We start from the raw sequence: 22,924 nt of genomic DNA, 5'->3' as shown, positions 1-22,924 counted from the left end.
TTGGTGTCGGCAACAGACAGGTTTGCCGAAACGTTCGCGTCGTAAATGAGGCGGCTAGTCAGCCACCATCGGCTCGAGCGTGAACTCCGGGTGCTCACGCTCAATGAACTGCAGTTTCCACTTGTCGCCGAATAGGGCAATGAGCTCGCCATCATCACGGGTGAACACCTCCACACCGCGCTGGCGGTTGAGCTCCGGGGCGGACTCATGATCGGTACGCCGAGCCACCGAATACGGAACAGGGCTCGTTTCCGTTTCGACGTTGTACTCGTTCGCCATCCGGGCCTGCATGACCTCAAACTGCATGGGCCCGACGGCAGCCATCACCGGCGCAGCGTCGCCACGAGCATCGTTGCGGAGAATCTGCACCACGCCCTCTGACGACAGCTGCTCCAACGCTTTGCGGAACTGCTTGTATTTGCCCAGCGAGCGAGCACGCAACGTGCGGAAATTCTCCGGCGCGAACTGCGGCATGGGCGCAAATTGCACCTTCGTGCCCTCATAAATCGTGTCGCCAGGAGCTAACGACCCCGCGTTAACAAGCCCCACAATGTCGCCGGGATACGCCGTTTCGACCGTCGACCTCGTCCGCCCAAACACGGTCAGCGCGTATTTCGTCGAAAATGAGCGGCCAGATTGCGCATGAGTAACCTGCATCCCGCGATCGAACTCGCCCGACACCACCCGCATAAAGGCCAGCTTGTCGCGGTGATGAGTATCCATACCCGCCTGAACCTTGAAAATCACGCCGGAAAACGGATCTTCCGGTGAACGCTCCGTGTCGATCGCCCCCGTCGCCTTGCCCGCTGATTCGAGAACCTTGGGATCTGTTTTCCGCGGCCCCGGCTCAGGAGCAAGCTGGCACAGCAGGTCCAAAATCTGATGAACACCAAAATTCAACATTGCCGACGCAAACACCACAGGAGATGTGGTGCAGTCCAGGAAAAGTTCCTGGTCATGGATGGCGCCGTCCATGGTGAGAAGCTCGCACTCTTCGACCGCGGTGTCCCACACATCGCCTTCCTTCGACGATGCCTCGTCGGGGGAGTAGTGCTCCTCGGGGGCGATTGTTGACCCGCCCGCGGTGCGCAAGAAGTGAATATATTCCGTGACGTCACCGTCGGCGTCGCGCCGGGCGAGGCCGTGGAAGTCGCCAGCCATTCCTACGGGCCAAAACAGTGGTGTCGGCTGCAGGCCGATTTCGTCGACAATCTCGTCCATGAGCTCGAGGGGAGCGCGGCCTGGGCGGTCCCACTTGTTGATCACCGTGATGATGGGAAGGCCACGGGCTTTACACACCCGGAACAGCTTGAGCGTCTGCGGTTCCAGGCCCTTCGCGCCGTCGATGAGCATGACGGCAGCGTCCACAGCGGTGAGGACGCGGTAGGTGTCCTCCGAAAAGTCCGCGTGACCAGGGGTATCAACTAAGTTAATGACATAAGGCTCTGTGCCCTTCGGTGCATTTTCGGGGAGATACTCGAACTGGAGAGCCGACGAGGCGATGGAAATACCACGATCTTTTTCCATCTCCATCCAGTCCGACACGGTGGACTTGCGGCCGGCCTTGCCATGAACAGCCCCCGCCTCGGCGATCACATGGGCGTGAAGGGCCAGCGCCTCGGTGAGTGTGGATTTACCAGCGTCGGGGTGTGCAATCACTGCGAATGTTCGGCGTCGAGCGCTTTCCTCCGCGACTGTACTCATCTGAGCGTTCCTTTTCCTCTCGCTGGTCTCCGGGCTGTTTTATTTCACCGGTTGTGTCCGTCTGCCGCAATGGCGTCAGTGTAGGCCGTCGTTAATCTAACCGCTCTATGATAGCCGCACCACTATGGGGGAATGTTTTTAGTGTTTTACCCTTCTGCGTAGTCATGACGCTGTACTCTCAGCGCCATGAATGAGACCCAGAACACACAACCGACAGAAGACACATCGTCGACAGTGAAGTCGAGAGCCTACCGAACCATTATCGCCGCCCCGATGGCGGGAGGTCCCTCTTCACCGGCGCTCGTTGATGCCGTCGCTGCCCGAGGAGGGCTCGGTTTCTTAGCAGCGGGATACAAAACCCCAGAAGCAGTAGACAAAGAACTTGACGACGTTGCTCAACGGGCACGTCAACGTGGCGCGGAACCCTTCTATGGCCTCAATCTTTTCGTGCCACAACCCAGCCCCTCCGGAGTGGACCGCGATCGCGCTGCGGCATACCGCGATGAGCTGGCGAAGGATTATGAACGGTTTGGTGTTGCCGAACCCGAGTTGAACTGGACCACTGACGACCAGTGGGAGGGGAAGCTCGCGGTCATACGTCGACGCCTCGACCAACGAGAGCAGCAAGGGGAGGGACCTGCTGACGGTGATAATCACGCCGAGGGCGTTTCAGTTCCCGATGCCCTGAGCTTTACCTTTGGTCTTCCGCCCGAGGAATTGGTCGACGAATTCCAATCGCGCGGAATTGAAGTGTGGGCAACTGTCGCCACCACCCATGCGGCGCAGGTCGCGGCCGAGCGAGGTGTGGCGGCCGTCGTCGTTCAGGGCCCGGAAGCCGGTGGGCACCGCGCGACAACGACAGCCGATGAAGAGCCCGGCTCCGAGCCATTGATGTCCCTTGTGCAGGCAGTATCCGATCTATTCGCGGACACGCATGCGTCGACGCGCCCAGCCATCATCGCGGCAGGAGGCATCGCGACTCCCGATCACGTGGCGGAGGCGTTACGCCACGGGGCGGACGCCGTTGCAGCCGGAACCATATTCGCCGCGACGGACGAAGCGGGAACGAATGAGCCCTACAAACAGGCACTCATTTCAGCGACGGCCGACGACACCGTGATCACCCGCGCATATTCCGGGCGGCCAGCACGCGGGCGTCGGAACGCATTTATCGACGCCCACCCCGACGCACCGTCGGTCTATCCCGCGGTCAATGGGCTCACATCGCCCATTCGGAAGGCGGCAACCAAGCAAGGGGAGACGGACTGCATGTCATTATGGGCTGGTCAGAGTGTTGAATACGCCCATGGAGGGACCGCCGGCAGCGTCGTCGATCTTCTGCTTCAAGGCAGGTAGTGGATAAGGAGTACACGGCGCGCCAGGTGCGCACCATTTTATTCCCCGCCGACTATCTCTCGTCGTCTATCCCTCGTCGCCTATTTCTTGTCACCCTCGTGTTCCGTGGCAAGCTCGTCTGGATACTCCGGCCACCACATCGCGAGTCGAACCGCCTCAACAACATTGTCGGGCTCATTTTGCGCAACACCGGACTCGACCGCTTCACGGATCACCGCTTCCGCAACCCGAGCCGACGATGCCCGCAGATTCTCGACCGGCGGCAGAATGGGCGCACCAAGCTGGGAGGCGTCCACCTGCTTGGCAACCGCCGAGGCCGCAGCCAGCAGCATTCCGTCGGTAACCCGGTCTGCTCGTGACACGATGACACCCAACCCGAGGCCCGGGTACAGCAAGGCATTGTTGCCCTGGCCAAATCCGTAGGTGACGTCGTTGTACTCGAAGTCGTCAACGGGAATACCAGCAGCAACAAGAGCACGCCCGTCCGACCACTTCACGACGTCGGCAGGCATCGCTTCAATGCGCGAGGTCGGGTTAGACAACGGCAGGACGATGGGCCGGTCGCAGTGTTTCGCCATCTCCTGGATTACTGGTTCGGTAAACGCACCGTGGTCAGTCGAGGTGCCGATGAGGATGGTGGGCTGGGCATGGCGAACCACATCGAGCAACCCGATTTTCCCATCTTTCCCGCCCCAGTCTTTCACTTCCGACGCAGGTCGCGCGTATGTTTGCTGGTAATCCGGGAGGTTATCCATGTCATCGGTGACCAACCCGTTGACGTCGATGAGCCAGATCCGCCGTGTCGCTTCATCCTCGCTCAAACCGTCGCGAATCATTCCGGCGCGAATCTGGTCTGCCATACCTGTGCCCGCTGTTCCTGCACCATAAACGACGAGACGCTGGTCAGCGAACGTGGTGTTGTTTGCCTTCATCCCCGCCATGACCGCGGCGGTGACAATAGCCCCTGTGCCTTGCATGTCATCGTTAAAGATGCGGTAGCTGTCGGAATTGTCGCGAAGAATACGGCGCGCATTTGATGGGCCGAAATCTTCAAAGTGTAGGAGCGCGTTCGGGAACATATCGCTTGCGACGCGCAAGTACTCGGAAATGAGATTGTCGTAGCGCTCGCCACGGACGCGCGCGTGGCGATTCCCCAGGTAGAAGGGGGAATTGAGGAGGTCCTCATTATCAGTGCCGACGTCGAGGTTGACCGCGATCACGCGCGAGGGGTCGACGCCCGCAGCAGCGGTGTAGATGGCCAGTTTTCCGATGGCGATATCGGTTCCGTTAACTCCCCAGTCGCCGATGCCCAGGATTTCTTCGGCATCTGAGCAGACGATGAGGTCGACGTCGTCGGGCCCAAGTCCTAGGGTTTCGAAGCTTTCGCGGATTTCGTCGACACGATCGATGGAGAGATATACAGCGTGTGAGCGGCGGTAGTCCTGTGACCAGTTTTCAATCGCGTCGCCGATGGTGGGGTCGTACACGATGGGGAGGAGCTCTTTGAGGTGGTCAACGAGGAGTTTGAAATAGACGGTCTCGTTACGGCCGTGCAGTTCGTCTAAGTAATGATATTTGTTGAGGTTGTTTTCGAATTGGCTTAATTGCTGGTAGCAGCGCTGTGCCTGAGATTCGAGGGTTTCCACTCCCGACGGTAACCGGCCGGTGAGTCCAAGTTTCTTACGCTCTTCATATGTATATGCGGTTCCGCGGTTGATATGCGGATCGGTGATCGCATTGGGACGAATGGACAAAAGCTGTCTCCTCGCTAATAACTGTTTGATGATTGGAAATATGGGTTGCCCAGGGATATTGGTGCGCCCCAGGGCCTTGTAGAAGGACAGGCGAAAGTATTTCGGTTTACGCCATGCCCTTTCGTTCTCATCCTAGAGACGTTGTGCTGAGAATTCCGCTGAGAATTTCCGGGGAAAAGGGTGGGAGAGGACAGCGTGCGTTGGGCGAGTGACCCCATGAAGGGCGCAACCAACCTTTAAGAACAATTACCGATAAGAATAGGGGGATCAACGTTCACCCCCAATTCTTACAGAGGCTACCGTCCCGGTGTTATGGTTAGGGCTGAGAGTACAAGGGAAACCTCACAGCGATCAGCCTAACCAGCCCAAACTGGGGGAATACGGCTGAAATGTGAAGGTAGGTAATTAGTCTCAAGAGGTCATCATTGTGGGTAAGCGAAAAAAGCGCACGTCACGTCAGCGTGCAGTCAGTGCTTACTCATACTCTTCAGGAGATGTGACCGTACGACGCCCATGTGATGCCGATTCGGGGTGCGACGGTAGACGGAAGCCGTGCCCATTTCGTGATGCGGAAGCAGCCTATGAGGCTCAGTATTATGCGCGGTTGGAAGCACGCAAGAAGGGCGTGCTCTTTAACGAAACGCCGTCGGCTATGGGGGCCACTGCGCTACACAAAGAAGTAGCGAAGTGCCTGGAAAAAGGGCCAAAGAAGAAGTGCTGTCACTCGTCGCCGCGGTGCATGCGGTGCCCGTATGTCTTCGCGCAGTTGCGCAAGGTCGATACGGCAGAGTTGGACGACGATAACCTCAAGCGGACGCTTCAGAAATTGAGGAATCGCAGGTAATGCCAGCGTGGCCTAGCGTCTAGCGTCCGTGAATCGTGTTCTGGGCGTACTCCAGCCCGCGGGTGGCCAGCAGCTCCACGGCATCGGCAGCAGTAGAACACATCAGGTCTACATCGACGGATTCCCGCGTCGAAAACTTTTTTAAGACAAAGTCTGCGGGGGACATACGTCCTGGTGGGCGGCCAATTCCTAATCGCACCCGGAGATAATCTTTTGTCCCCAAGGCTTTGGTGATATCCCTCAGCCCGTTATGGCCGCCTTCGCCACCACCCCGCTTAAGACGAACTATCCCGAAATCGAGGTCGAGGTCGTCGTGGAGAACAATGACGTTCTGGGGAGGAATGTGGAAGAAGCGGGCCAAAGCAGAGGTCGGCCCACCCGAGAGGTTCATATATGACCGCGGACGGCCAAGAATAAGGGAAACAGATGAACCATTCGGGCCGGACAGCGACATCTGCGCCGAATCCGTGTTCGTTTTCTTGTGCCGCGACAACGTCACGGGGACGGGGAGCGCGCGGGACGCCACCTCGTCGAGGGCCATCTGGCCAATATTGTGGCGAGTGCCCTCATACTGGGAGCCGGGATTGCCCAGCCCGATAACCAGGAATGACTGTGAGTCAGTGCCCCGGCTTCCGGCCGGACTACGCCGCGCCGCACTCCCGCCGCGCGATTGAGACGTTGAAAACATACCCACGGAAAACGGCCTGAATTACTCCTCGGACTCGCCCTCTTCGGACTCGCCCTCAGCCTCAGTGGCCTCGCCCTCGGTCTCTTCAGCCTCGGTGTCTTCCTCGTTGTCAGAGTCGGTGTCGGCAACCTCAGGAACGACCACGTTAACGATCAACGTCTCCGGATCAGAGATCAACGTCGTGTTGGCCGGCATCTGGACGTCGCCAGCGGTGATCTGGGTACCAACTTCCAGACCCTCAACATCAATGGTGATTTCTTCCGGAATGGACAGAACGTCGGCTTCGACGTCGATAACGTCGACATCCTGCATGAGCATAGCGCCCGGAGCAACCTCGCCCTCGGTAACAACCGGAACCTCAACCTCAACCTTTTCGCCGCGGCGAATAGCCAGGAGGTCAGCGTGGTCGGCGTCGAGCGTGAGGACGTTCTGGTCGACAGCCTTCACCATGGTCAGGTGCTTTTCGCCGTCAACGTTGAGGTCGACGATGGCGTTGGCACCGTGGTTACGCAGAACTGCGTGGAATTCGATGGAGTCCACCGAAATGTGGATGGGCTCGTCGAGTTCTTTGCCGTAGATCACGGCAGGGATGCGGCCTGCGCGACGCAGACGGCGGGAAGCGCCTTTGCCGAATTCGTGACGGGGCAAAGCTTCAAGGTCGGTAATGTTTGTTGCCACAATAATCTCCAATCATCAGCGATGAACGCGCAGAAAGGAACGTGGTGTAGGAATATCTGCGCGTTTGTCGCCCCGGAGAGAGAATCACGCAGAAAAAGCGGAATGGTGTCACTGTTGGAACCATTGCATACCAGTGGGCTGGCTTCGCCGAGCCTCATGTATGCCGCTATAGATTTTCATCGCGTCGATAACGGGGCCCTTTACTTGTGCGCGGTTCTTGTGCGTGCACGGTTACGGGCCGCCCTCGCCGAGACATACCGACCCAGGATAGCAAGATTGGCCGGAGGAACCAAACGTTCGTCCGGCCAAGAATCTCGCTCATCGGGTAGCGACGGTGCGAGGCAAGGAGCACCAACGTAGTCAGCGCCAACGCGAGTAGCGCTGAGTCACCTAGCGCCGATGTGGGCGCTTACTCGAAGAGGTTGGTGACGGATCCGTTTTCGAAGATCTCGTGAATGGTCTTTGCCAATAGTGGGGCAATCGACAGAACAGTGAGGTTGTCCCAGTGATCCGTGTTCTGCGGCAGCGTATCGGTGGTGATCACTTCGCGCGCACCACATTCGGACAGCCGCTCGCGGGCCGGATCCGAGAACACACCGTGGGTGGTGGCAATGATGACGTCATTCGCCCCAGCTTCACGCAGCACCTTGACAGCGCCTGCAATGGTTCCACCGGTATCGATCATGTCGTCGAGCAGCACACAGGTTCGACCGGACACGTCACCGACAACACGGTTGGACGTAATCTTGTTCGCGACGTCAATATCGCGGGTCTTGTGGACGAAGGCGAGAGGTGCGTTACCCAACTCCTGGGCCCACTTTTCGGCCACCTTCACACGTCCGGCGTCGGGGGAGACAACGACGATGTTCGAGGTGTCGTAGTTGGACTTCACGTAGTCCGTGAGGATCGGCATGGCGTGCATGTGATCAACCGGGCCGTCGAAGAAGCCCTGGATCTGGTCCGTGTGGAGGTCGACAGACACGATGCGATCAGCACCGGCAGACTTCAAAAGGTCTGCAACCAGGCGAGCGGAAATCGGCTCGCGGCCACGGTGCTTCTTATCCTGGCGGGCATAGGGGTAGAAGGGGAGAATCGCTGTGATGCGCTTTGCAGATCCACGCTTAAGGGCGTCGATCATAATGAGCTGTTCCATCAGCCACTTGTTCAGCGGCTGCGGGTGGGACTGCAAGACGAAAGCATCGCAACCGCGGACGGATTCCTCGAAGCGAACGAAGATCTCGCCATTGGCGAAGTCGCGGGCAGTGGTGGGGGTGAGCTCGATACCTAGTTCTTTGGCGACTTGCTCTCCCAGAGCGGGGTGGGCACGCCCAGAGAAGAGCATGAGGTTTTTCTGGTTTTCCGTCCAGTGTGAATTCACGGTATGCCTTTCTGTGTTGACCACGGTGATCACGTTTATCGGCAGTCAGAGTGGAAATCTGATCAACCCTGCAGGCGTGGGATAGTGGGACTCACCAACTATCCCCGGCACTTAGTGATACTACGTCCTATCGGTCCGCGAGTTGTCGGATGGTGCCGAATTGTTGGGGGCTTTACCTGTGCTTTCGGGGGTACCGGCGGCCTCAGCCGCGCGCGCTGCTGCAGTTCCCGGGCGTTTCTTAGCCACCCACCCTTCGATAACCCGTTGCCGGGCACCCGGGACAACCAGCGCACCAGCGGGAACGTCGTCGGTAATCACCGTTCCAGCCCCGGAATAGGCGCCATCGCCCACGGTCACAGGCGCAACGAAGGTGGTATCAGATCCGGTCCTGACGTGGGACCCGACGGTCGTGTGGTGCTTGTTCACCCCGTCATAGTTCGCGAACACCGAGGAACATCCGATATTCGAGTACTCGCCGATGGTGGCGTCGCCCACATAAGTAAGGTGCGGAACCTTCGTACCACGGCCGATGGTGGCATTCTTGGTCTCGACGTAGGTCCCGATCTTCCCCTCGTCGCCCAAGTGAGTTCCAGGGCGCAGGTAGGAAAACGGCCCGACGTGGGCATTGCTGCCAATGGTGGAATCGGAACCGTGCGAGCGAACAACCTGGGTTCCCGAACCAACGGTGACATTCGTGAGAGTGGTATCGGGCCCGATCTCGGCGTTGTCCTCAATGTGCGTCGTGCCGTGAAGCTGAGTCCCCGGATGAATGGTGACATCACGTCCGATCGTGACATCGACATCAATCCACGTGGATTCGGGATCAATGATCGTGGCCCCGTTGCGCATGTGCTTTTCGCAAATGTGCCGGTTGAGCACTCGCCCGGCGGCGGCAAGCTGGACGCGATCATTCACACCGGCCAATTCCGCGGGATCATGTGCCATATGTCCGCGGGCGATGAGCCCCTCGTTCCGGGCAATGCCAAGAACATCGGTCAAGTACATCTCGCCCTGCGCGTTGTTGGTGTCCAACTTGCCCAATGAGCTGCGCAAAACGTCGGCATCAAACGCGAAGACGCCGGTGTTGACTTCTTTGATTCGACGCTGGTCCTCGGTGGCGTCTTTTTCCTCGACGATCGCGGTCACTTCGCCATCGGCATTGCGGATGATGCGCCCGTAGCCTGTCGGTGTGGGCGCTTCCACGGTGAGCACGGTCACGGCCGCTGCCGGTGCATGAGTGTGGGCGTTGACCAGCGAATCGAGCGTCGAGGACGACAAAAGAGGAACGTCGGCATTCGTGACGACGACCGTCCCCGTGAAACCAGCTAATTCATCGCTGTCCATGCCGCACATGACGGCGTGGCCGGTGCCGTTCTGTTGCTCCTGATGCGCCAAGGCGAAGCCCGACGTCGTCGAGGTTTCTTCTTGCCAAGCTTCAACAGCCTGCGCGACGAGTTCCTTCTGATGGCCGACGACCACGACGAGGTGGTCGGGGTTCAGCCCCTTCGCGGCATACAAAGAATGGGAGAGTAGTGAGCGCCCCCCAATCTGATGAAGCATTTTTGGGGTATCTGACTTCATTCGGGTGCCAGCCCCTGCGGCCAAAACAATGACTGCAACTGGGGTAGTACTCACGGACTCTCCCATCGTTTATGAGTATTCGGGTGATAGATCCGATCATATAGTTGTGGCTCTCCCGCCAGGACTCGAACCTAGAACGGCTGGACCAAAACCAGCTGTGTTGCCTATTACACCACGGGAGAAAGCACAGGAGGACAATGTCCGTCGCTGCGGCGCCTTACTCTACCCGACGAGCCGCCCAAAGTGCCATTTCTCCTGAACAACACACCGACGAGCCCATGTTCCCGTCCGCGCAGCCCCGCGATCAGGTGCGATTTAAGTGCGATTATTGTGCAGCCATCGTTTCCGGTCCGCGCCTCGACTCCTCCTGTTCTACATTTTTCCGGCACTACGACAACGTGGGGGGACGTTCCAGATATCCTGAAGACATGACACGTCAACGTATGTCGGCAGCAGAACGTCGCTCCCAATTGATCGCTATGAGTAGGCCTGTCTTTGCTGAAAAAGGCATTGAAGGTACCAGCGTCGAAGAGCTCGCTGCGCGCGCCGGTGTGTCCAAGCCCGTCATTTATGAACATTTTGGTGGGAAAGAGGGGCTTTACCAGGCAGTTATCGACGAAGATATGGTCGCCCTCGACCGCACTATCGACGAAGCACTTGTTCAGGGGCGCTCGCGTATCCGAATTGAACGGGCGGTCTACGCGGTCCTGGATTTCGCGGAGAAAAATGAGGAAGGTTTCCGGATCCTCGCTCGCGACGGCGCTGTTGTTGGGGCTGTCGGGAGGTCATCGCAGTCGAAGGCGGCATCGCATCATGGGAAGTCGGCGGAGGATCACTCGTCGGCTGAGGACGGTGCCCATTCCACTTTGCTCGGTCTTTCGGTGAATCGCGCGTCCCATATTCTTGCCGACGCTTTTAAGCGGAATGGTTTAGATGAGCGTCTCGCGGAGCTCTATGCCCAGGGCATGATGGGGTGCGTCGCGATGGTGGCGCAGTGGTGGACCGTCAACTCGATGGGCGTCGGCAATGAGAACAGCGCGAACGGCGTCGGCAGTGATAAAGATGGAGCCGCGGACGGTAGTAACGACGGTAACAGCGACAACACACACGTGTTTCCCAAGGACGCAGTTGCTGCCCACATCGTGAACCTCATGTGGAATGGCCTCGCAGGAATGGAGAAGGACCCGATCCTCCACGAGGACGTCGAGGGAGAAGCTGGCCAGCAAGGTGTCAGGCTGGGTGCCGGTAAGGATGCCGACCCGGCCGAGGTGTACAGGCAACAGCAGCGGGACGCGGAGCAGTCCAGTTCGTCCACCTCAGAGGGCGAGGCTTCGGAGGAGGCCGACGACTAGTATCCGCGACACTCCGCCGCAAAGCTCCCCATTACAATCAGCCTCATGACGCACACCTCTGCACAGACTCCCATGCCCTCATCCGATGCGTCCGCGTCCGACGCTGCTCGTGCGGCAGCCCGCAAGCCCAAAGGGAAGGACGCGCCGGAAGGAACGGGACGGCCACCCTTGGCCGGGGTGGTGCAGTTGGCGCTGCAATCGCCGAAACTCCAAGGAGTCCTGGCTTCGGTGGGGGAGCCGCGGCTGCACATCTCAGCGATCGACGAGGCACGGTCGTGGGTGGCCAGGGCAATCGCCGAAAAATCTGTCGTTGCCATCGTGACCGCGACCAGCCGCGAAGCCCAGGATCTCACTGCAGAATTGCGCGACATGATGGGCGATGCCGTCGCCATGTTCCCCGCCTGGGAGACGCTCCCGCATGAGCGTTTGTCCCCCGGTTCGGAGACCGTAGGTGCCCGCCTAAAGGTGCTTCGCCGCCTTGCTCACCCCCATGACATCCCCGGTGAGCAGCCTATTCGCGTTGTCGTCGCCCCGGCGCGGTCGTTCATTCAGCCCATTATGAAGGGCTTGGGGGAGCGCGAACCGATCATCCTGGCGGAGGACACCGATGTCACGGGGATCGCCACTCGCTTAGCCGAGATGGGTTATCAGCACGTGGATCTCGTCGGCAAGAGAGGGGAATTCGCCGTTCGCGGTGGTGTGGTGGATATTTTCCCCTCCACGGCCGAGCTCCCCGTGCGCGCCGAATTGTGGGGCGACGAGATCTCCGATTTGCGCGCTTTTTCGGTGGGCGACCAGCGAACAATCGAGAATTTTGATCCTGGTGTCGTTCCTGTTTACCCGTGCCGTGAACTTCTTATTGACGACGCTGTCCGCGCCCGCGCTGAAAAAATGGCACGCACCCACGCATCGAATGCCACGCTGGCGGACGCGTTGACGAAGATCAGCGAAGGTGTCGCCGTTGAGGGGATGGAGTCCCTCATTCCTGTGCTTTTTGACGGTCCGATGGTGACGCTTCCTGAGGAAGTGGCCGCCGCAGATCCGTCGGCGACGACCACGGTGCTGGTGATGTCGCCGGAGAAAGTACAGCGCCGGGCCGACGACTTGATTGCCACCGGCAAAGAGTTTGTCAAAGCCGGGTGGGAGGCTGCCGCGATGGGGGCGGAGTCACCGATTGACACCGCCGCACTGGCAGAAGCCGAGGACGGCAATGATGATCTGAACGTGGACCAGAGCGCGTATCGCTCGCTGGGTGCCATGGAGAAGACAGCGGAACACCATGGTTTGTCCTGGTGGACGTGTGCTCCTCCGGGGTTCTTGGGCAGCGCGGAGGCATCGTCCACCCTCGAGTTGGATTTCTCCACCGGGCCTCAGCCCAAGGGGAAACCGGGCGACGTAGAGAAAGCGATGGCGGAGCTTCACGACCACGTGGCACACGGTGGCCGGCTCGTGTTTACGGTACTAACGCCTGCCTCCGCACAACGTATGAGCGGTCGTTTCCGTGAAGCCGGGATCGGCGTGACGCCCGATGCGGATCCCCAGAATCCTCCTGCGCCGGGAAAAGCCACGGTCATTCGGGCCGTGCTGCACGGGGGCTTAGTTATCCCACACGTCGACGACGCCCAGCCAGCTGACGACGCCCAGCCGACGGACAGCGACGAGGCCACATCCTCGGCTGCGTCCCGCCCCCTGCTCGTCGTCGCCGAAACCGACTTCACCGGCAACCGCATCGCTGCTTATGGCGATGGGCGTCGTCGGCCACGGCGTAAACGCAACCGCGTCGACCCGCTCTCGCTCAACCCGGGCGATCTCGTCGTCCATGAAACCCATGGCATCGGCCGATTCGTTAAAATGCAGGAGCGCACCGTCGGCAAGGGTGCTGATGCGACCCGTCGGGAATACATGGTTCTGGAATATGCCCCGTCGAAACGAGGCGGTGCAGCCGATCACCTTTATGTCCCCATGGACAGTCTGGATTTGCTCTCGCGGTATGTCGGCGGTGAAAACCCGTCGCTATCGAAAATGGGCGGATCCGATTGGAAGAACACCAAGAAGAAAGCCCGCGCCGCGGTTCGCGATATAGCCGCTGACCTCGTGCAACTCTATGCCAAGCGTCAGGCCGCGCCGGGGTACGCGTTCTCGCCAGACACGCCGTGGCAGCGGGAGATGGAGGATAACTTCCCGTTCACGGAAACGGAAGACCAGTACAACGCCATCGAAGCGGTCAAAGAGGATATGGAAAAGCCCGTCCCCATGGACCGCGTGATCGTGGGCGACGTGGGATACGGCAAAACCGAGGTTGCTGTCCGTGCCGCATTCAAGGCTGTTCAGGATGGCAAACAGGTGGTTCTCCTTGTTCCCACGACGTTGCTGGCGCAGCAGCATTTCGCGACGTTCAGCGAGCGCATGGAAGGTTTCCCCATCACGATCCGTCAGCTGTCCCGTTTCACCACGCCGAAGCAGGCCCGCGAAGTCCTGACCGGGCTGGCCGAGGGGCAGGTCGACATCGTGATCGGTACCCACCGTCTGCTGCAGACAGGGGTGCAGTGGAAGAACTTAGGCCTCGTTATTGTCGACGAGGAACAGCGTTTCGGTGTGGAACACAAGGAGCACATCAAGGCGCTGCGGTCCCACGTTGACATGTTGACAATGTCGGCGACGCCTATTCCCCGCACGTTGGAGATGTCGATGGCGGGGATTCGCGATATGTCGACGATCCTCACCCCTCCGGAAGATCGCCACCCCGTGTTGACCTACGTCGGTGTGCAAGAGGATAAGCAGATCGCGGCGGCTATTCGTCGTGAATTGTTGCGCGATGGCCAGGTGTTTTATGTGCACAACCGTGTGCGTTCGATTGAGCAGGTCGCGCAGCATATACGTGAGCTTGTTCCGGAAGCACGCGTGGTCGTGGCACATGGCCAGATGAATGAGGATCAGCTGGAGAACACCGTCGAAGGGTTCTGGGACCGCGAGTACGACGTGTTGGTCTGCACGACGATCGTCGAAACGGGATTGGATATTTCGAACGCCAACACGCTGATCGTCGAGAATGCCCACCATATGGGATTGGCCCAGTTGCACCAGCTTCGTGGCCGCGTGGGTCGGTCGCGTGAACGAGGCTATGCCTATTTCTTGTACCCTCCGTCGCAAACATTGACCGAAACGTCCTATGACCGTTTATCGACGATTGCGCAGAACAATGATCTCGGCGCCGGTATGGCCGTCGCCATGAAAGACCTTGAAATGCGCGGCGCCGGCAATGTGTTGGGCGCTGAGCAGTCGGGCCACATCGCTGGCGTCGGCTTTGACCTCTATGTCCGCCTCGTTGGCGAAGCTGTCGAGGCATTCAAGGCGATGGCCGACGGCAAGCCAATCGATGGAAGCGATAAGGAAAACAAGGAAACGCGCATTGATATCAACGTCGATGCACATATTCCGACGAGTTATATTGCTTCTGAGCGGCTACGTTTGGCCGCGTACCGGGACCTCGCTCAAGCGAAGAACGAAGAGGCCTTGCAGAATGTCCGCGCGGAATTAGTGGACAGGTACGGCCAGCCGCCACAGGAAATTGACCGGCTGCTCGCCGTTGCCCGGTTACGCATGGTCTGCCGCGAATGTGGCGTGACCGATGTTGTGGCAACCGGCGCGAACAAGGCCGCTATCTCGTTTTCGCCCATTGAACTGCCCGATTCAGGGCGAGTGCGTTTGGGCCGGCTGTATCCCGGCGCGCAATATCGTGCCACAACCCATAATGTTGTGGTTCCTGCGCCCAAGAAAGGGCGGGGTATTCGGGCACAAGCCGTCAAGGATGAGGAATTGTTGCAGTGGTGTGCGGACGTGATGACGTCGCTGCTGGGTGAGCCGCGCCGGGACGTCGCTTCTGGTGTGCAGCCGGACACTACTGGGGGCAAGAGTCACCAAAAGAATTCCACTAAAAGTAAGGTCCGTTAATATATAGCCATGTCTGTCATTGTCCTCGATCCTCGTTTTCCTGGCATGCTGCCCGTCGACGCTGTTTCTCTGGTGGGCAATGACGTGTGCTACACCGAAGAAGTCCCAGTCCGCATCCGTTGGGTGATTGCCGATCTAGGTGGCCATGTGGTGGATGACACCGACACGTTGATCACTACTGATCCTTATAACGAATGGGTGCGCGAGAGGCTCCACAGTGGTGACCAGCTATTAGTCGCTCCTTCCTTGTATTTCCAACGACGGCCGGACCGCGCGCTGGCGTCGGGTTCGACGAATAATGCGCTGAGCTCTGGTGCTTCGGGCGAGCTTGAGGGGATGGATGCGGACAACCCGGCGGCGTATCCGGATTATGACTTCGCATTGAAAGCAATCCCGCAGTTGACGGATGGCGCGGAGACGTCGGAAGAAGCGTACGGAGAGGATTCGTCGACAGGGGAGCCCGATTACCCGTCTGACCAGCGCAATGGGGAAGACCAGGGCGGCACGGGGAATGCCGGTGGCGGTGTGATTCACGGGACCGCAGTCGTGGGCGATGGCGTCGATAGCGAAGGTACTGACGACGAAAGCGCTGGTGGCGTCGACGAAACCACCGAATCGGCCGACGGTTCCGGTCCGAGCCAAAGTGAGATCCCGGAGGCTGTCCTCAACGAGATTGAAGAAGCCATTTCGGTGATGTCGCGTGCCTTGCGCCAAGGGGAGTGGGAGCAGAGCCAGAGCCACCAGTCTCTTCTTGCCTATCTGCGTGAGGAAGTTGAGGAGTTAGCCCAGTCCATCGACACGTGGCAGGCCGGGGATCTGGCGTCGGAAAAGCGGCTGTGTGATGAGCTGTCGGATATCTTCTTGCAGGTTCTGTTCCATGCGGAGATAGCTAACCGACGCGGCGCTTTCGATATTGGGCACGTTGCGGCGTCGTTTGTTCATAAGATGCGGACGCGCGCTCCCTATCTGTTCGAGGAGACGGAGCGTCCAGTTGGCCTGGATGAGCAGAACCGTCTGTGGGAGGAAGGGAAACGACGTGAGCAGTCGGCTGCTAATGAGTCGTGGTCGGCTCCGGCTTCTCACGAGGACCTCGGTTCGTAGTCATAACGCCGTCATCTCACCGAATCGGAGTCTGTGTTCTGGGTTATGAAATCTGCACGTACCCTCATTGCTGTTTTCGCGGTGTTGGCGCTGGTCATCGTCGCTATTGGTTGGTTGGTATCCCATGTCCATACCGATAGTTCGTCGATGCGGAAGCCGATTCCGTCCGACGTTCCGCCGCCGAATGGGGTTGCGGCTCCGGCGGTCGATACGTCCAAACACACGCGCACGTCGGAAGAATTTCGGACCTGGGCGGAGCCGATATCAAAGAAAACCGGCATTTCTGTTGAGGCCTTGAGTGCGTACGCGAATGCGAATGTGGTGGCCCGTCATTCGAAACCGGGGTGTCATTTGGATTGGACGACGCTGGCGGGGCTGGGTTGGGTAGAAACCCGCCACGGCACCTACAACGGGCACCATTTTGATTCGGTGTCGATTGATTCCAATGGGGACGTTAAGCCGCATATCCGCGGCGTTCAGCTGGACGGTGCTCCCGGGTTGGAGAACCTGCCCGATACCGACAATGGCGAACTGGACGGCGATAAAGAAAAAGATCGGGCGATGGGTCCCTTACAGTTCATTCCGCAGTCGTGGGAGAAGTATGGGGTTGATGCCAATGCGGATGGGAAGGCTGACCCCGACAATATTGATGATGCTGCAGTCGCGGCAGTGAATCTTTTGTGCGATTTTGACCGTGACTTATCGACGGCGGACGGGTGGAAATCGGCCGTGCGCTCGTACAATAACTCGGCGCAGTACGTGGAGGATGTGCGGCGAGCTGCTGCCAATTATTCGCTCCAACAGAAGCCGGCATAAGTCCTGGCGATACGCAGATCGCGGTGGTCGCGCCACGCCGAATACTTTGTTCGCGCGACACTGAGCACCTTTTACGGGCGTGTTCTTGGACACAGTCCAGCCCGCCAAAATGTCCGTTTACGTTTATAAATATCCATTTATGCAGGATAATTGTTGTTTTGTGCCCGGTTTGTAGGGTAACCGTCGTAATGGAGTGACCTTCATCATGGATGCCATTATTTCGGGATCGTGCCACAATAGAAGGCGTAGGTCGCGCTGCGTCCTCGCCATCATGTGCTGTGCTAGCCACAGCGTTGCCGGTGGCGTCAGTTGATTGCGCGGGGCCCTGATTAGATAGGTTGTAGTCGAATAAACAGGAGGCCATTGTGGCTCAGATTATCGATGTTCAAGCTCGCGAGATTCTAGACTCACGCGGCAACCCGACTGTTGAGGTTGAGGTTCTTCTTGACGACGCTTCGTTCGGCCGTGCAGGCGTTCCGTCCGGTGCTTCCACCGGTGTTCACGAGGCTCACGAACTCCGCGACGGTGGCGACCGCTACCAGGGCAAGGGTGTTCGTCAGGCCGTCGAGAACGTCAATGAAAAGATCGCTCCGGCAGTGACCGGTCTTGAAGCTGACGACCAGCGCCTCGTCGACAAGGTGATGTTGGATCTTGACGGGTCGGACAACAAGTCCAACCTGGGCGCGAACGCGATCCTCGGTGTCTCCCTGGCTACGGCGAAGGCCGCTGCCAGCTCCGCCAACCTTGAGCTCTTCCGCTACCTCGGCGGCCCGAACGCTCACGTACTCCCCGTACCGATGATGAACATCGTCAATGGTGGTGCACACGCGGACTCCGGCGTCGACGTCCAGGAATTCATGATTGCTCCGATTGGTGCAGATTCCTTCCGCGAGGCTCTCCGCATGGGTGCGGAGGTTTACCACAACTTGAAGTCCGTCATTAAGTCCAAGGGCCTGTCCACGGGTCTTGGCGACGAGGGTGGCTTCGCTCCGTCGGTCGATTCCACCAAGGAAGCTCTGGACCTCATTGCTGAGGCTGTGAAGAAGGCCGGCTACAAGCTCGGCGAGGACATCGCTTTCGCCCTGGACGCTGCATCTTCCGAGTTCTACGACAAGGACAAGGGCGTCTACAACTTCGAGGGCGGCGAGCACAGCGCCGAGGATATGGTCAAGGTCTACGAGGAGCTCGTCGAGAACTACCCGATCGTGTCCATCGAGGACCCGCTGCAGGAAGACGACTGGGAGGGCTACACCAAGCTCACCGCTGAGATCGGCGACAAGGTCCAGATCGTCGGCGACGACTTCTTCGTCACCAACCCGGCTCGCCTGAAGGAGGGCATCGAAAAGAAGGCTGCGAACGCCCTGCTGGTTAAGGTTAACCAGATCGGTTCCCTCTCTGAGACTGCCGACGCTGTGCAGCTGGCTCAGAACAACAACTACCGCTGCATGATGTCCCACCGCTCCGGTGAGACCGAGGACACGACCATCGCTGACCTCTCGGTTGCTTATAGCTGTGGCCAGATTAAGAGCGGTGCTCCGGCTCGCTCTGAGCGTGTTGCGAAGTACAACCAGTTGCTGCGCATCGAGGAATTCTTGGGCGACGCTGCCGTTTACGCTGGGCGCTCAGCTTTCCCGCGCTTTAACGGCTAAGATCACAGCCTATGGCACGTACACCTGAATCAGGATCGCCGGCAGGATCGGATTCTCTCGCAGCAGGGGGAGAGCGCGATCACGTCGATAGCGCTACTGCTGCGTCAACGGCTGCCGACCATCGCATGAATGGCCGGCAGGTCGGCAAACCTGATGAGGGTGTTACTGTGTCCGATTCCGACGCTGGTGTTGAGTCGGATACCGCGTCGGAACGTAAGGGCACGTTGCCCAAACCGACGCGCCAGTCGCGTCGGCGTCGTGCGCAACGTCGATTGCGGGAATTCCGCTTCGGTGGGAGCCGTAAACAGTGGGTGTTGACTGTTCCTAGTCAACAGTCCGCGGTGAGGCTGATTATTTTGGCCTGTCTTGTGGTGGCGATGACGATGACGGTTGCCCCACCACTGAAGTCATACTTTCAGCAACGTAGTGAGTTGCAACAACTTCATATTGATATAGCTCACCAGGAAGAAGAGAAGGCTGAGCTGCAAAAACAGCTGGATTTGTATAACGACGATGATTTCGTCAAAGAGCAGGCTCGGCTGCGGCTAGGCATGGTCGAGCGGGGGGAGACCTCCTGGCGGATTATCGATCCTTCGATTACGACGGGAACTCCGGAAGAATCGGATTCGAAGAAAGACGAACACCAGGATCCGTGGTACACGCAGTTGTGGAGCTCGGTCCGCGAAAAGCCGTCGGATAAAGAGCAGCACGACGACGAAGCTCCATCATTGGGTGTTCCGACGGTGAATGATCCGGATCCGAACCGTCAAGCGCCGGCACCGGCGAACGGGAATCAGGTTCAGCCCGGCAATTAGGTCCGGCCTGGGGATTAGGTCCGGCCTGGGGGAGAATTAAAATAAGTGGACATGAACGAGTTTCTCCGGAGTGTCCGACGAAGATATGGCCATCATGACCGACCAATTAGGGCGGCGTCCCCGTGGTGCCCTCGAGGTGGCCTATCGCACTCCCGATGGTCAGCCGGCTGTCGTGACGACGGCCCCCCGGCTGGACGACGGTACCCCTTTTCCGACGCTGTATTACCTGACTGACCCGCGTTTGACGGCGGAGGCGTCGCGACTCGAAGTCGCCGGAGTCATGAAATGGATGACTGAACGGCTGAGCACCGATGAGGCGCTGGCTGCCGATTACCGGGCCGCGCACGAACACTACCTGAGCGTCCGCAACAGCATTGAGGACTTGGGAACCTCCTTTTCCGGCGGCGGAATGCCTGACCGGGTGAAGTGCCTGCACGTTCTCATGGCTTACGCTCTGGCGGAGGGGCCTGACACCGTTCGCCTGGGTACCGAGACCGTCGCGTTGGCGCTGGCTCACAATCCCGAGTTGCGCGGGACTGCTCTCCCGGATCAATGGCCGACGGTAGAGGAACTGGGGATTAGCCTGGCCATGGCTACCGATTCGACGCTCGATACTCAGTCGTCGGAATCGAACAACGCTCCGAACGAGGCTCCCAGCACGCTGTCTCTAGCTGCCGTGGATTGCGGCACCAATTCCATCCGCCTCCTCATCACCGACGTCGATGCACAGTCGGGGAAAGTTGTGCGCGAGGTTACGCGGAAGAACACGATTGTTCGCCTTGGTGAGGGCGTCGATAGTTCTGGGCAATTGTCGCCAGCTGCGATCGAGCGGACGCGGGTTGCGCTGCGCGGTTATGTTGACACGATGCTCGATCATGGCGTGAGTGCTGTTCGCATGGTTGCGACGTCGGCAACGCGGGATGCATCGAATCGGGATGATTTCTTCGCCATGACGAAGGCCGAGCTCGGTCGGGTTGCGCCTGGGGCGGTTGCGGAAGTGATCGAGGGCACGGAAGAAGCGCGACTGTCTTATCTTGGTGCGACAATGGATGTGGATGCTGAGGGGCCCGTCGTTGTTATTGACGTCGGTGGCGGTTCGACTGAGTTCGTCGTGGGGGACAAAGCCGGAAACGTTGTCGGGGCTCTGTCGACCCAGATGGGCAGCGTCCGATTATCGGAGCGCTTTTTGCACACGGATCCTCCGACGGAGGCGGAGTGCGCGGCCGCGCGTGAGGTCGTCGATAAGAATCTGCGTGAGGCTGCGGAAGAATTGCCTCTTTCTGACGTGGCGACAGTTGTTGGTTGTGCGGGTACTTTCACGACGGTCTCCGCAGTGGTTCAGGACTTGCCTGAATACTTGCCAGAAAAGATTCACCTTTCGACGCTTGACGCGGACGATATTCTGGCGACGACGGCGAAGGTTCGCGCGGAGACGGTGGAGCAGAGGAAGGCGCGGCCGCAGATTTTGCCTGGTCGTGCGGATGTTATCGGTGGGGGAACGCTGATTATTGACGCGATCGTGGAGTTCTTCCGTGCTACGGCTGGCATCGAACAGATCGCCGTGAGCGAGAAGGATATTTTGGACGGGATTATTGCCGGATTAGCCAGGCAGCAAGTGTCTTTTGAGGCGTGACCACGGGATTCTGTGTCTGTGGGGTAACGCGGTATGATGAGGCTCGCTGTTGTGCTCACCGGCGTGGTTCGGTGTGCCATCAACGGCGGTGCCCCTATAGCCCAATTGGCAGAGGCAGTGGACTTAAAATCCATTCAGTGTGGGTTCGAATCCCACTGGGGGCACAACACCCCCTAACCTGTTACTGCAGGTCAGGGGGTATTTTTTATTTGTCAAATCAGGATTTTCAGCATCTTTGGCTCTATTTTGGCTCTACGCGAAATAGACCGGCCATCGCTTGCCCCACGCTGTCGAGGTCGTCCTCGAACAGATCTGCGTACGTATCCAGTGTTAAAACGGCCGACGCATGGCCTAGCTGCCGCTGTACAACTTTCACGTTTGCCCCGGCCGAGACCAACAGGCCGGCGGCTACGTGGCGTAGCCCGTGAGGCGTGATTCGCGGAAACGACGGGTCCTCAGCTTGGGCTTTCTTCACAGCCGAGGCGAACCAGCCGTCCCTCCAGTCCGGGGCCTTGAGCGGCCCTCCGTCGGTGTGGGGGAAGAGCCACGCGCTAGGGAGCCGTCCAGCGGCCTGTTCGTGAATCATGCGCATCACAGGTAGACTAACGGACACGGTGCGCTGCTCATGCGTTTTGGGCAGCGTCTCGCGTGGTTTACCGTCAATGTAGATCACAGACCGGTTGACGCGCAGCCGGGAGTGCAGTTCGTCCACGTCTTCAACTTTGAGTCCGACCAGCTCACCCCACCTCAGCCCCACGGTGCCAAGTACCCACACCACGACAGCTTTATCCCCCGCATGGTGAGCCAGCCGTTCAAGCTGGCCGGGTGTCAGATATACCTTGACGGGTTTACCTTTAGGCGGCAGCTTCACCCCACGCGCCGGGTTCGACTTCAGGTAGTTATCGTCCACGGCGACGTCGAGGATTTGGGCAAGCAGGTTGTGATTATGTCTGACACTTGCGCCTGAGAGTGAGGACGCCGATACCCACGCTTGAATCTCACTCTTGCGCAGGGTGCCGATCTTCCGCTTCCCCCACGTGGGGAGAATGTGGGTTCGCAGCCGTACAGCGTCTTTATCGAGGGTGGAGGGTTTGAGGTGTTGTCGGCCTTTCCACCATGTTTTGGATAGTGTTTCGACGGTGATGTTTGCCCCGGCGGGGTCGCGCCACTGCCCGGTGGTGAGGTCTACCGTGTTTTCTGCGGCCCAGTTTTCGGCTTGCCATTTTGTTGTGAAGCCGCGTTTTTGTCGTTTGCCCTTGGTGGGGTCGTAGTATTGGACGCGCCATCTGGGGCCGTTGGTGGTGTTGTATTTCGCGATGCTGGCCATTGTGGGGTTTTCCTTGGTGTGGGGTAGGGGTAAGGCCCCACCCTTTTGTCGTTACGTGACGGGGCGGGGCCTAAAAACTGTGGGCTAGCTACTAGTTCGTATGCCCCACTCCGTGAGCCTCACCACCCAACTTGTCAGCCAGTTTCGGGGCGATCTGCACTGAATCCTGAATCCCGTCACTGCTATTAAGGCTGATAGCCGAGTTCCCATAGGCCACGGCCACGCCACCCATACTGTCGGACGCCTCGAGCCACGAGTCCAGGGTGGACTTATCCGGGAAAACGTTAACCCCGGCGT

Annotated in this window: 17 protein-coding genes, 2 tRNA genes and 1 pseudogene; 11 read left to right on the top strand and 9 right to left on the bottom strand. The window is 59.0% G+C overall.

Annotated elements, in window-relative coordinates:
- Positions 1-54 precede the first annotated feature (54 nt).
- Positions 55-1,704 (bottom strand): peptide chain release factor 3, encoded by a 1,650-nt coding sequence (locus Q3981_RS03170; protein WP_012731197.1) that lies wholly within the window; start codon positions 1,702-1,704, stop codon positions 55-57.
- A 186-nt stretch (positions 1,705-1,890) separates the two neighbouring features.
- Here Q3981_RS03170 and Q3981_RS03165 point away from each other — a divergent pair, with 186 nt between their 5' ends.
- Complete coding sequence (locus Q3981_RS03165) at positions 1,891-3,060, top strand: nitronate monooxygenase family protein (protein ID WP_303123826.1); 1,170 nt, start codon at positions 1,891-1,893, stop codon at positions 3,058-3,060.
- 80 nt (positions 3,061-3,140) lie between these two features.
- On the opposite strand, the gene Q3981_RS03160 is transcribed toward Q3981_RS03165, so the two are convergent.
- The gene (locus tag Q3981_RS03160) at positions 3,141-4,814 is read right to left on the bottom strand and encodes an NAD-dependent malic enzyme (RefSeq protein WP_303123824.1); all 1,674 of its coding nucleotides are present in this window, start codon (positions 4,812-4,814) and stop codon (positions 3,141-3,143) included.
- A 496-nt stretch (positions 4,815-5,310) separates the two neighbouring features.
- Here Q3981_RS03160 and Q3981_RS03155 point away from each other — a divergent pair, with 496 nt between their 5' ends.
- Positions 5,311-5,658, top strand: coding sequence for a hypothetical protein (locus Q3981_RS03155; RefSeq protein WP_303123822.1), 348 nt, complete (start codon positions 5,311-5,313; stop codon positions 5,656-5,658).
- Positions 5,659-5,677: 19 nt separating this feature from the next.
- On the opposite strand, the gene pth is transcribed toward Q3981_RS03155, so the two are convergent.
- The 5 genes from pth to Q3981_RS03130 form a co-directional block, all read right to left on the bottom strand.
- Positions 5,678-6,346 (bottom strand): aminoacyl-tRNA hydrolase, encoded by a 669-nt coding sequence (pth, locus tag Q3981_RS03150; RefSeq protein ID WP_303123821.1) that lies wholly within the window; start codon positions 6,344-6,346, stop codon positions 5,678-5,680.
- A gap of 21 nt (positions 6,347-6,367) precedes the next feature.
- The gene (locus Q3981_RS03145; RefSeq protein WP_303123820.1) at positions 6,368-7,024 is read right to left on the bottom strand and encodes a 50S ribosomal protein L25/general stress protein Ctc; all 657 of its coding nucleotides are present in this window, start codon (positions 7,022-7,024) and stop codon (positions 6,368-6,370) included.
- A gap of 409 nt (positions 7,025-7,433) precedes the next feature.
- Positions 7,434-8,402: a ribose-phosphate diphosphokinase gene (locus Q3981_RS03140; protein ID WP_082089932.1), complete on the bottom strand. Its 969-nt coding sequence runs from the start codon at positions 8,400-8,402 to the stop codon at positions 7,434-7,436.
- A 120-nt stretch (positions 8,403-8,522) separates the two neighbouring features.
- Positions 8,523-10,049: a bifunctional UDP-N-acetylglucosamine diphosphorylase/glucosamine-1-phosphate N-acetyltransferase GlmU gene (gene glmU, locus Q3981_RS03135; protein WP_303123819.1), complete on the bottom strand. Its 1,527-nt coding sequence runs from the start codon at positions 10,047-10,049 to the stop codon at positions 8,523-8,525.
- 41 nt (positions 10,050-10,090) lie between these two features.
- Positions 10,091-10,165: transfer RNA gene (locus tag Q3981_RS03130), tRNA-Gln, on the bottom strand.
- A 246-nt stretch (positions 10,166-10,411) separates the two neighbouring features.
- On the opposite strand from Q3981_RS03130, the gene Q3981_RS03125 reads away from it, so the two are divergent.
- The 9 genes and pseudogenes from Q3981_RS03125 to Q3981_RS03085 all read left to right on the top strand — a co-directional run bounded on the left by Q3981_RS03125 (position 10,412) and on the right by Q3981_RS03085 (position 21,464).
- A complete protein-coding gene (locus Q3981_RS03125; protein ID WP_303123818.1) occupies positions 10,412-11,335 on the top strand; it encodes a TetR/AcrR family transcriptional regulator in 924 nt (307 codons plus the stop codon).
- A gap of 45 nt (positions 11,336-11,380) precedes the next feature.
- Positions 11,381-15,286, top strand: coding sequence for a transcription-repair coupling factor (mfd, locus tag Q3981_RS03120; protein ID WP_303123816.1), 3,906 nt, complete (start codon positions 11,381-11,383; stop codon positions 15,284-15,286).
- A gap of 9 nt (positions 15,287-15,295) precedes the next feature.
- Complete coding sequence (locus tag Q3981_RS03115; RefSeq protein ID WP_303123814.1) at positions 15,296-16,387, top strand: MazG nucleotide pyrophosphohydrolase domain-containing protein; 1,092 nt, start codon at positions 15,296-15,298, stop codon at positions 16,385-16,387.
- A gap of 45 nt (positions 16,388-16,432) precedes the next feature.
- Entirely contained in the window at positions 16,433-17,203 is a 771-nt protein-coding gene (locus Q3981_RS03110) for a lytic transglycosylase domain-containing protein (protein WP_046203120.1), read from the top strand.
- A 365-nt stretch (positions 17,204-17,568) separates the two neighbouring features.
- On the top strand, positions 17,569-18,852 hold the full coding sequence (gene eno, locus Q3981_RS03105; protein ID WP_296103950.1) for a phosphopyruvate hydratase: 1,284 nt from the start codon (positions 17,569-17,571) through the stop codon (positions 18,850-18,852).
- Positions 18,853-18,863: 11 nt separating this feature from the next.
- Positions 18,864-19,667: a septum formation initiator family protein gene (locus tag Q3981_RS03100; RefSeq protein ID WP_303123809.1), complete on the top strand. Its 804-nt coding sequence runs from the start codon at positions 18,864-18,866 to the stop codon at positions 19,665-19,667.
- 85 nt (positions 19,668-19,752) lie between these two features.
- A pseudogene (locus Q3981_RS03095) lies at positions 19,753-20,127 on the top strand (DUF501 domain-containing protein); the annotation flags it as partial.
- Positions 20,128-20,328: 201 nt separating this feature from the next.
- Entirely contained in the window at positions 20,329-21,300 is a 972-nt protein-coding gene (locus tag Q3981_RS03090; RefSeq protein ID WP_303123875.1) for a Ppx/GppA phosphatase family protein, read from the top strand.
- A gap of 90 nt (positions 21,301-21,390) precedes the next feature.
- Positions 21,391-21,464: transfer RNA gene (locus tag Q3981_RS03085), tRNA-Leu, on the top strand.
- A gap of 77 nt (positions 21,465-21,541) precedes the next feature.
- Here the strand turns inward: Q3981_RS03085 and Q3981_RS03080 are convergent.
- The gene (locus tag Q3981_RS03080; RefSeq protein WP_303123807.1) at positions 21,542-22,627 is read right to left on the bottom strand and encodes a tyrosine-type recombinase/integrase; all 1,086 of its coding nucleotides are present in this window, start codon (positions 22,625-22,627) and stop codon (positions 21,542-21,544) included.
- A 91-nt stretch (positions 22,628-22,718) separates the two neighbouring features.
- A partial coding sequence (locus Q3981_RS03075) for a hypothetical protein (protein WP_303123804.1) occupies positions 22,719-22,924 on the bottom strand: 206 nt, incomplete at its 5' end.

It is taken from the genome of Corynebacterium sp. (assembly GCF_030530965.1).
Taxonomy (GTDB): Bacteria; Actinomycetota; Actinomycetes; order Mycobacteriales; family Mycobacteriaceae; genus Corynebacterium.
This window is presented reverse-complemented; position numbering and strand designations above follow the sequence as displayed.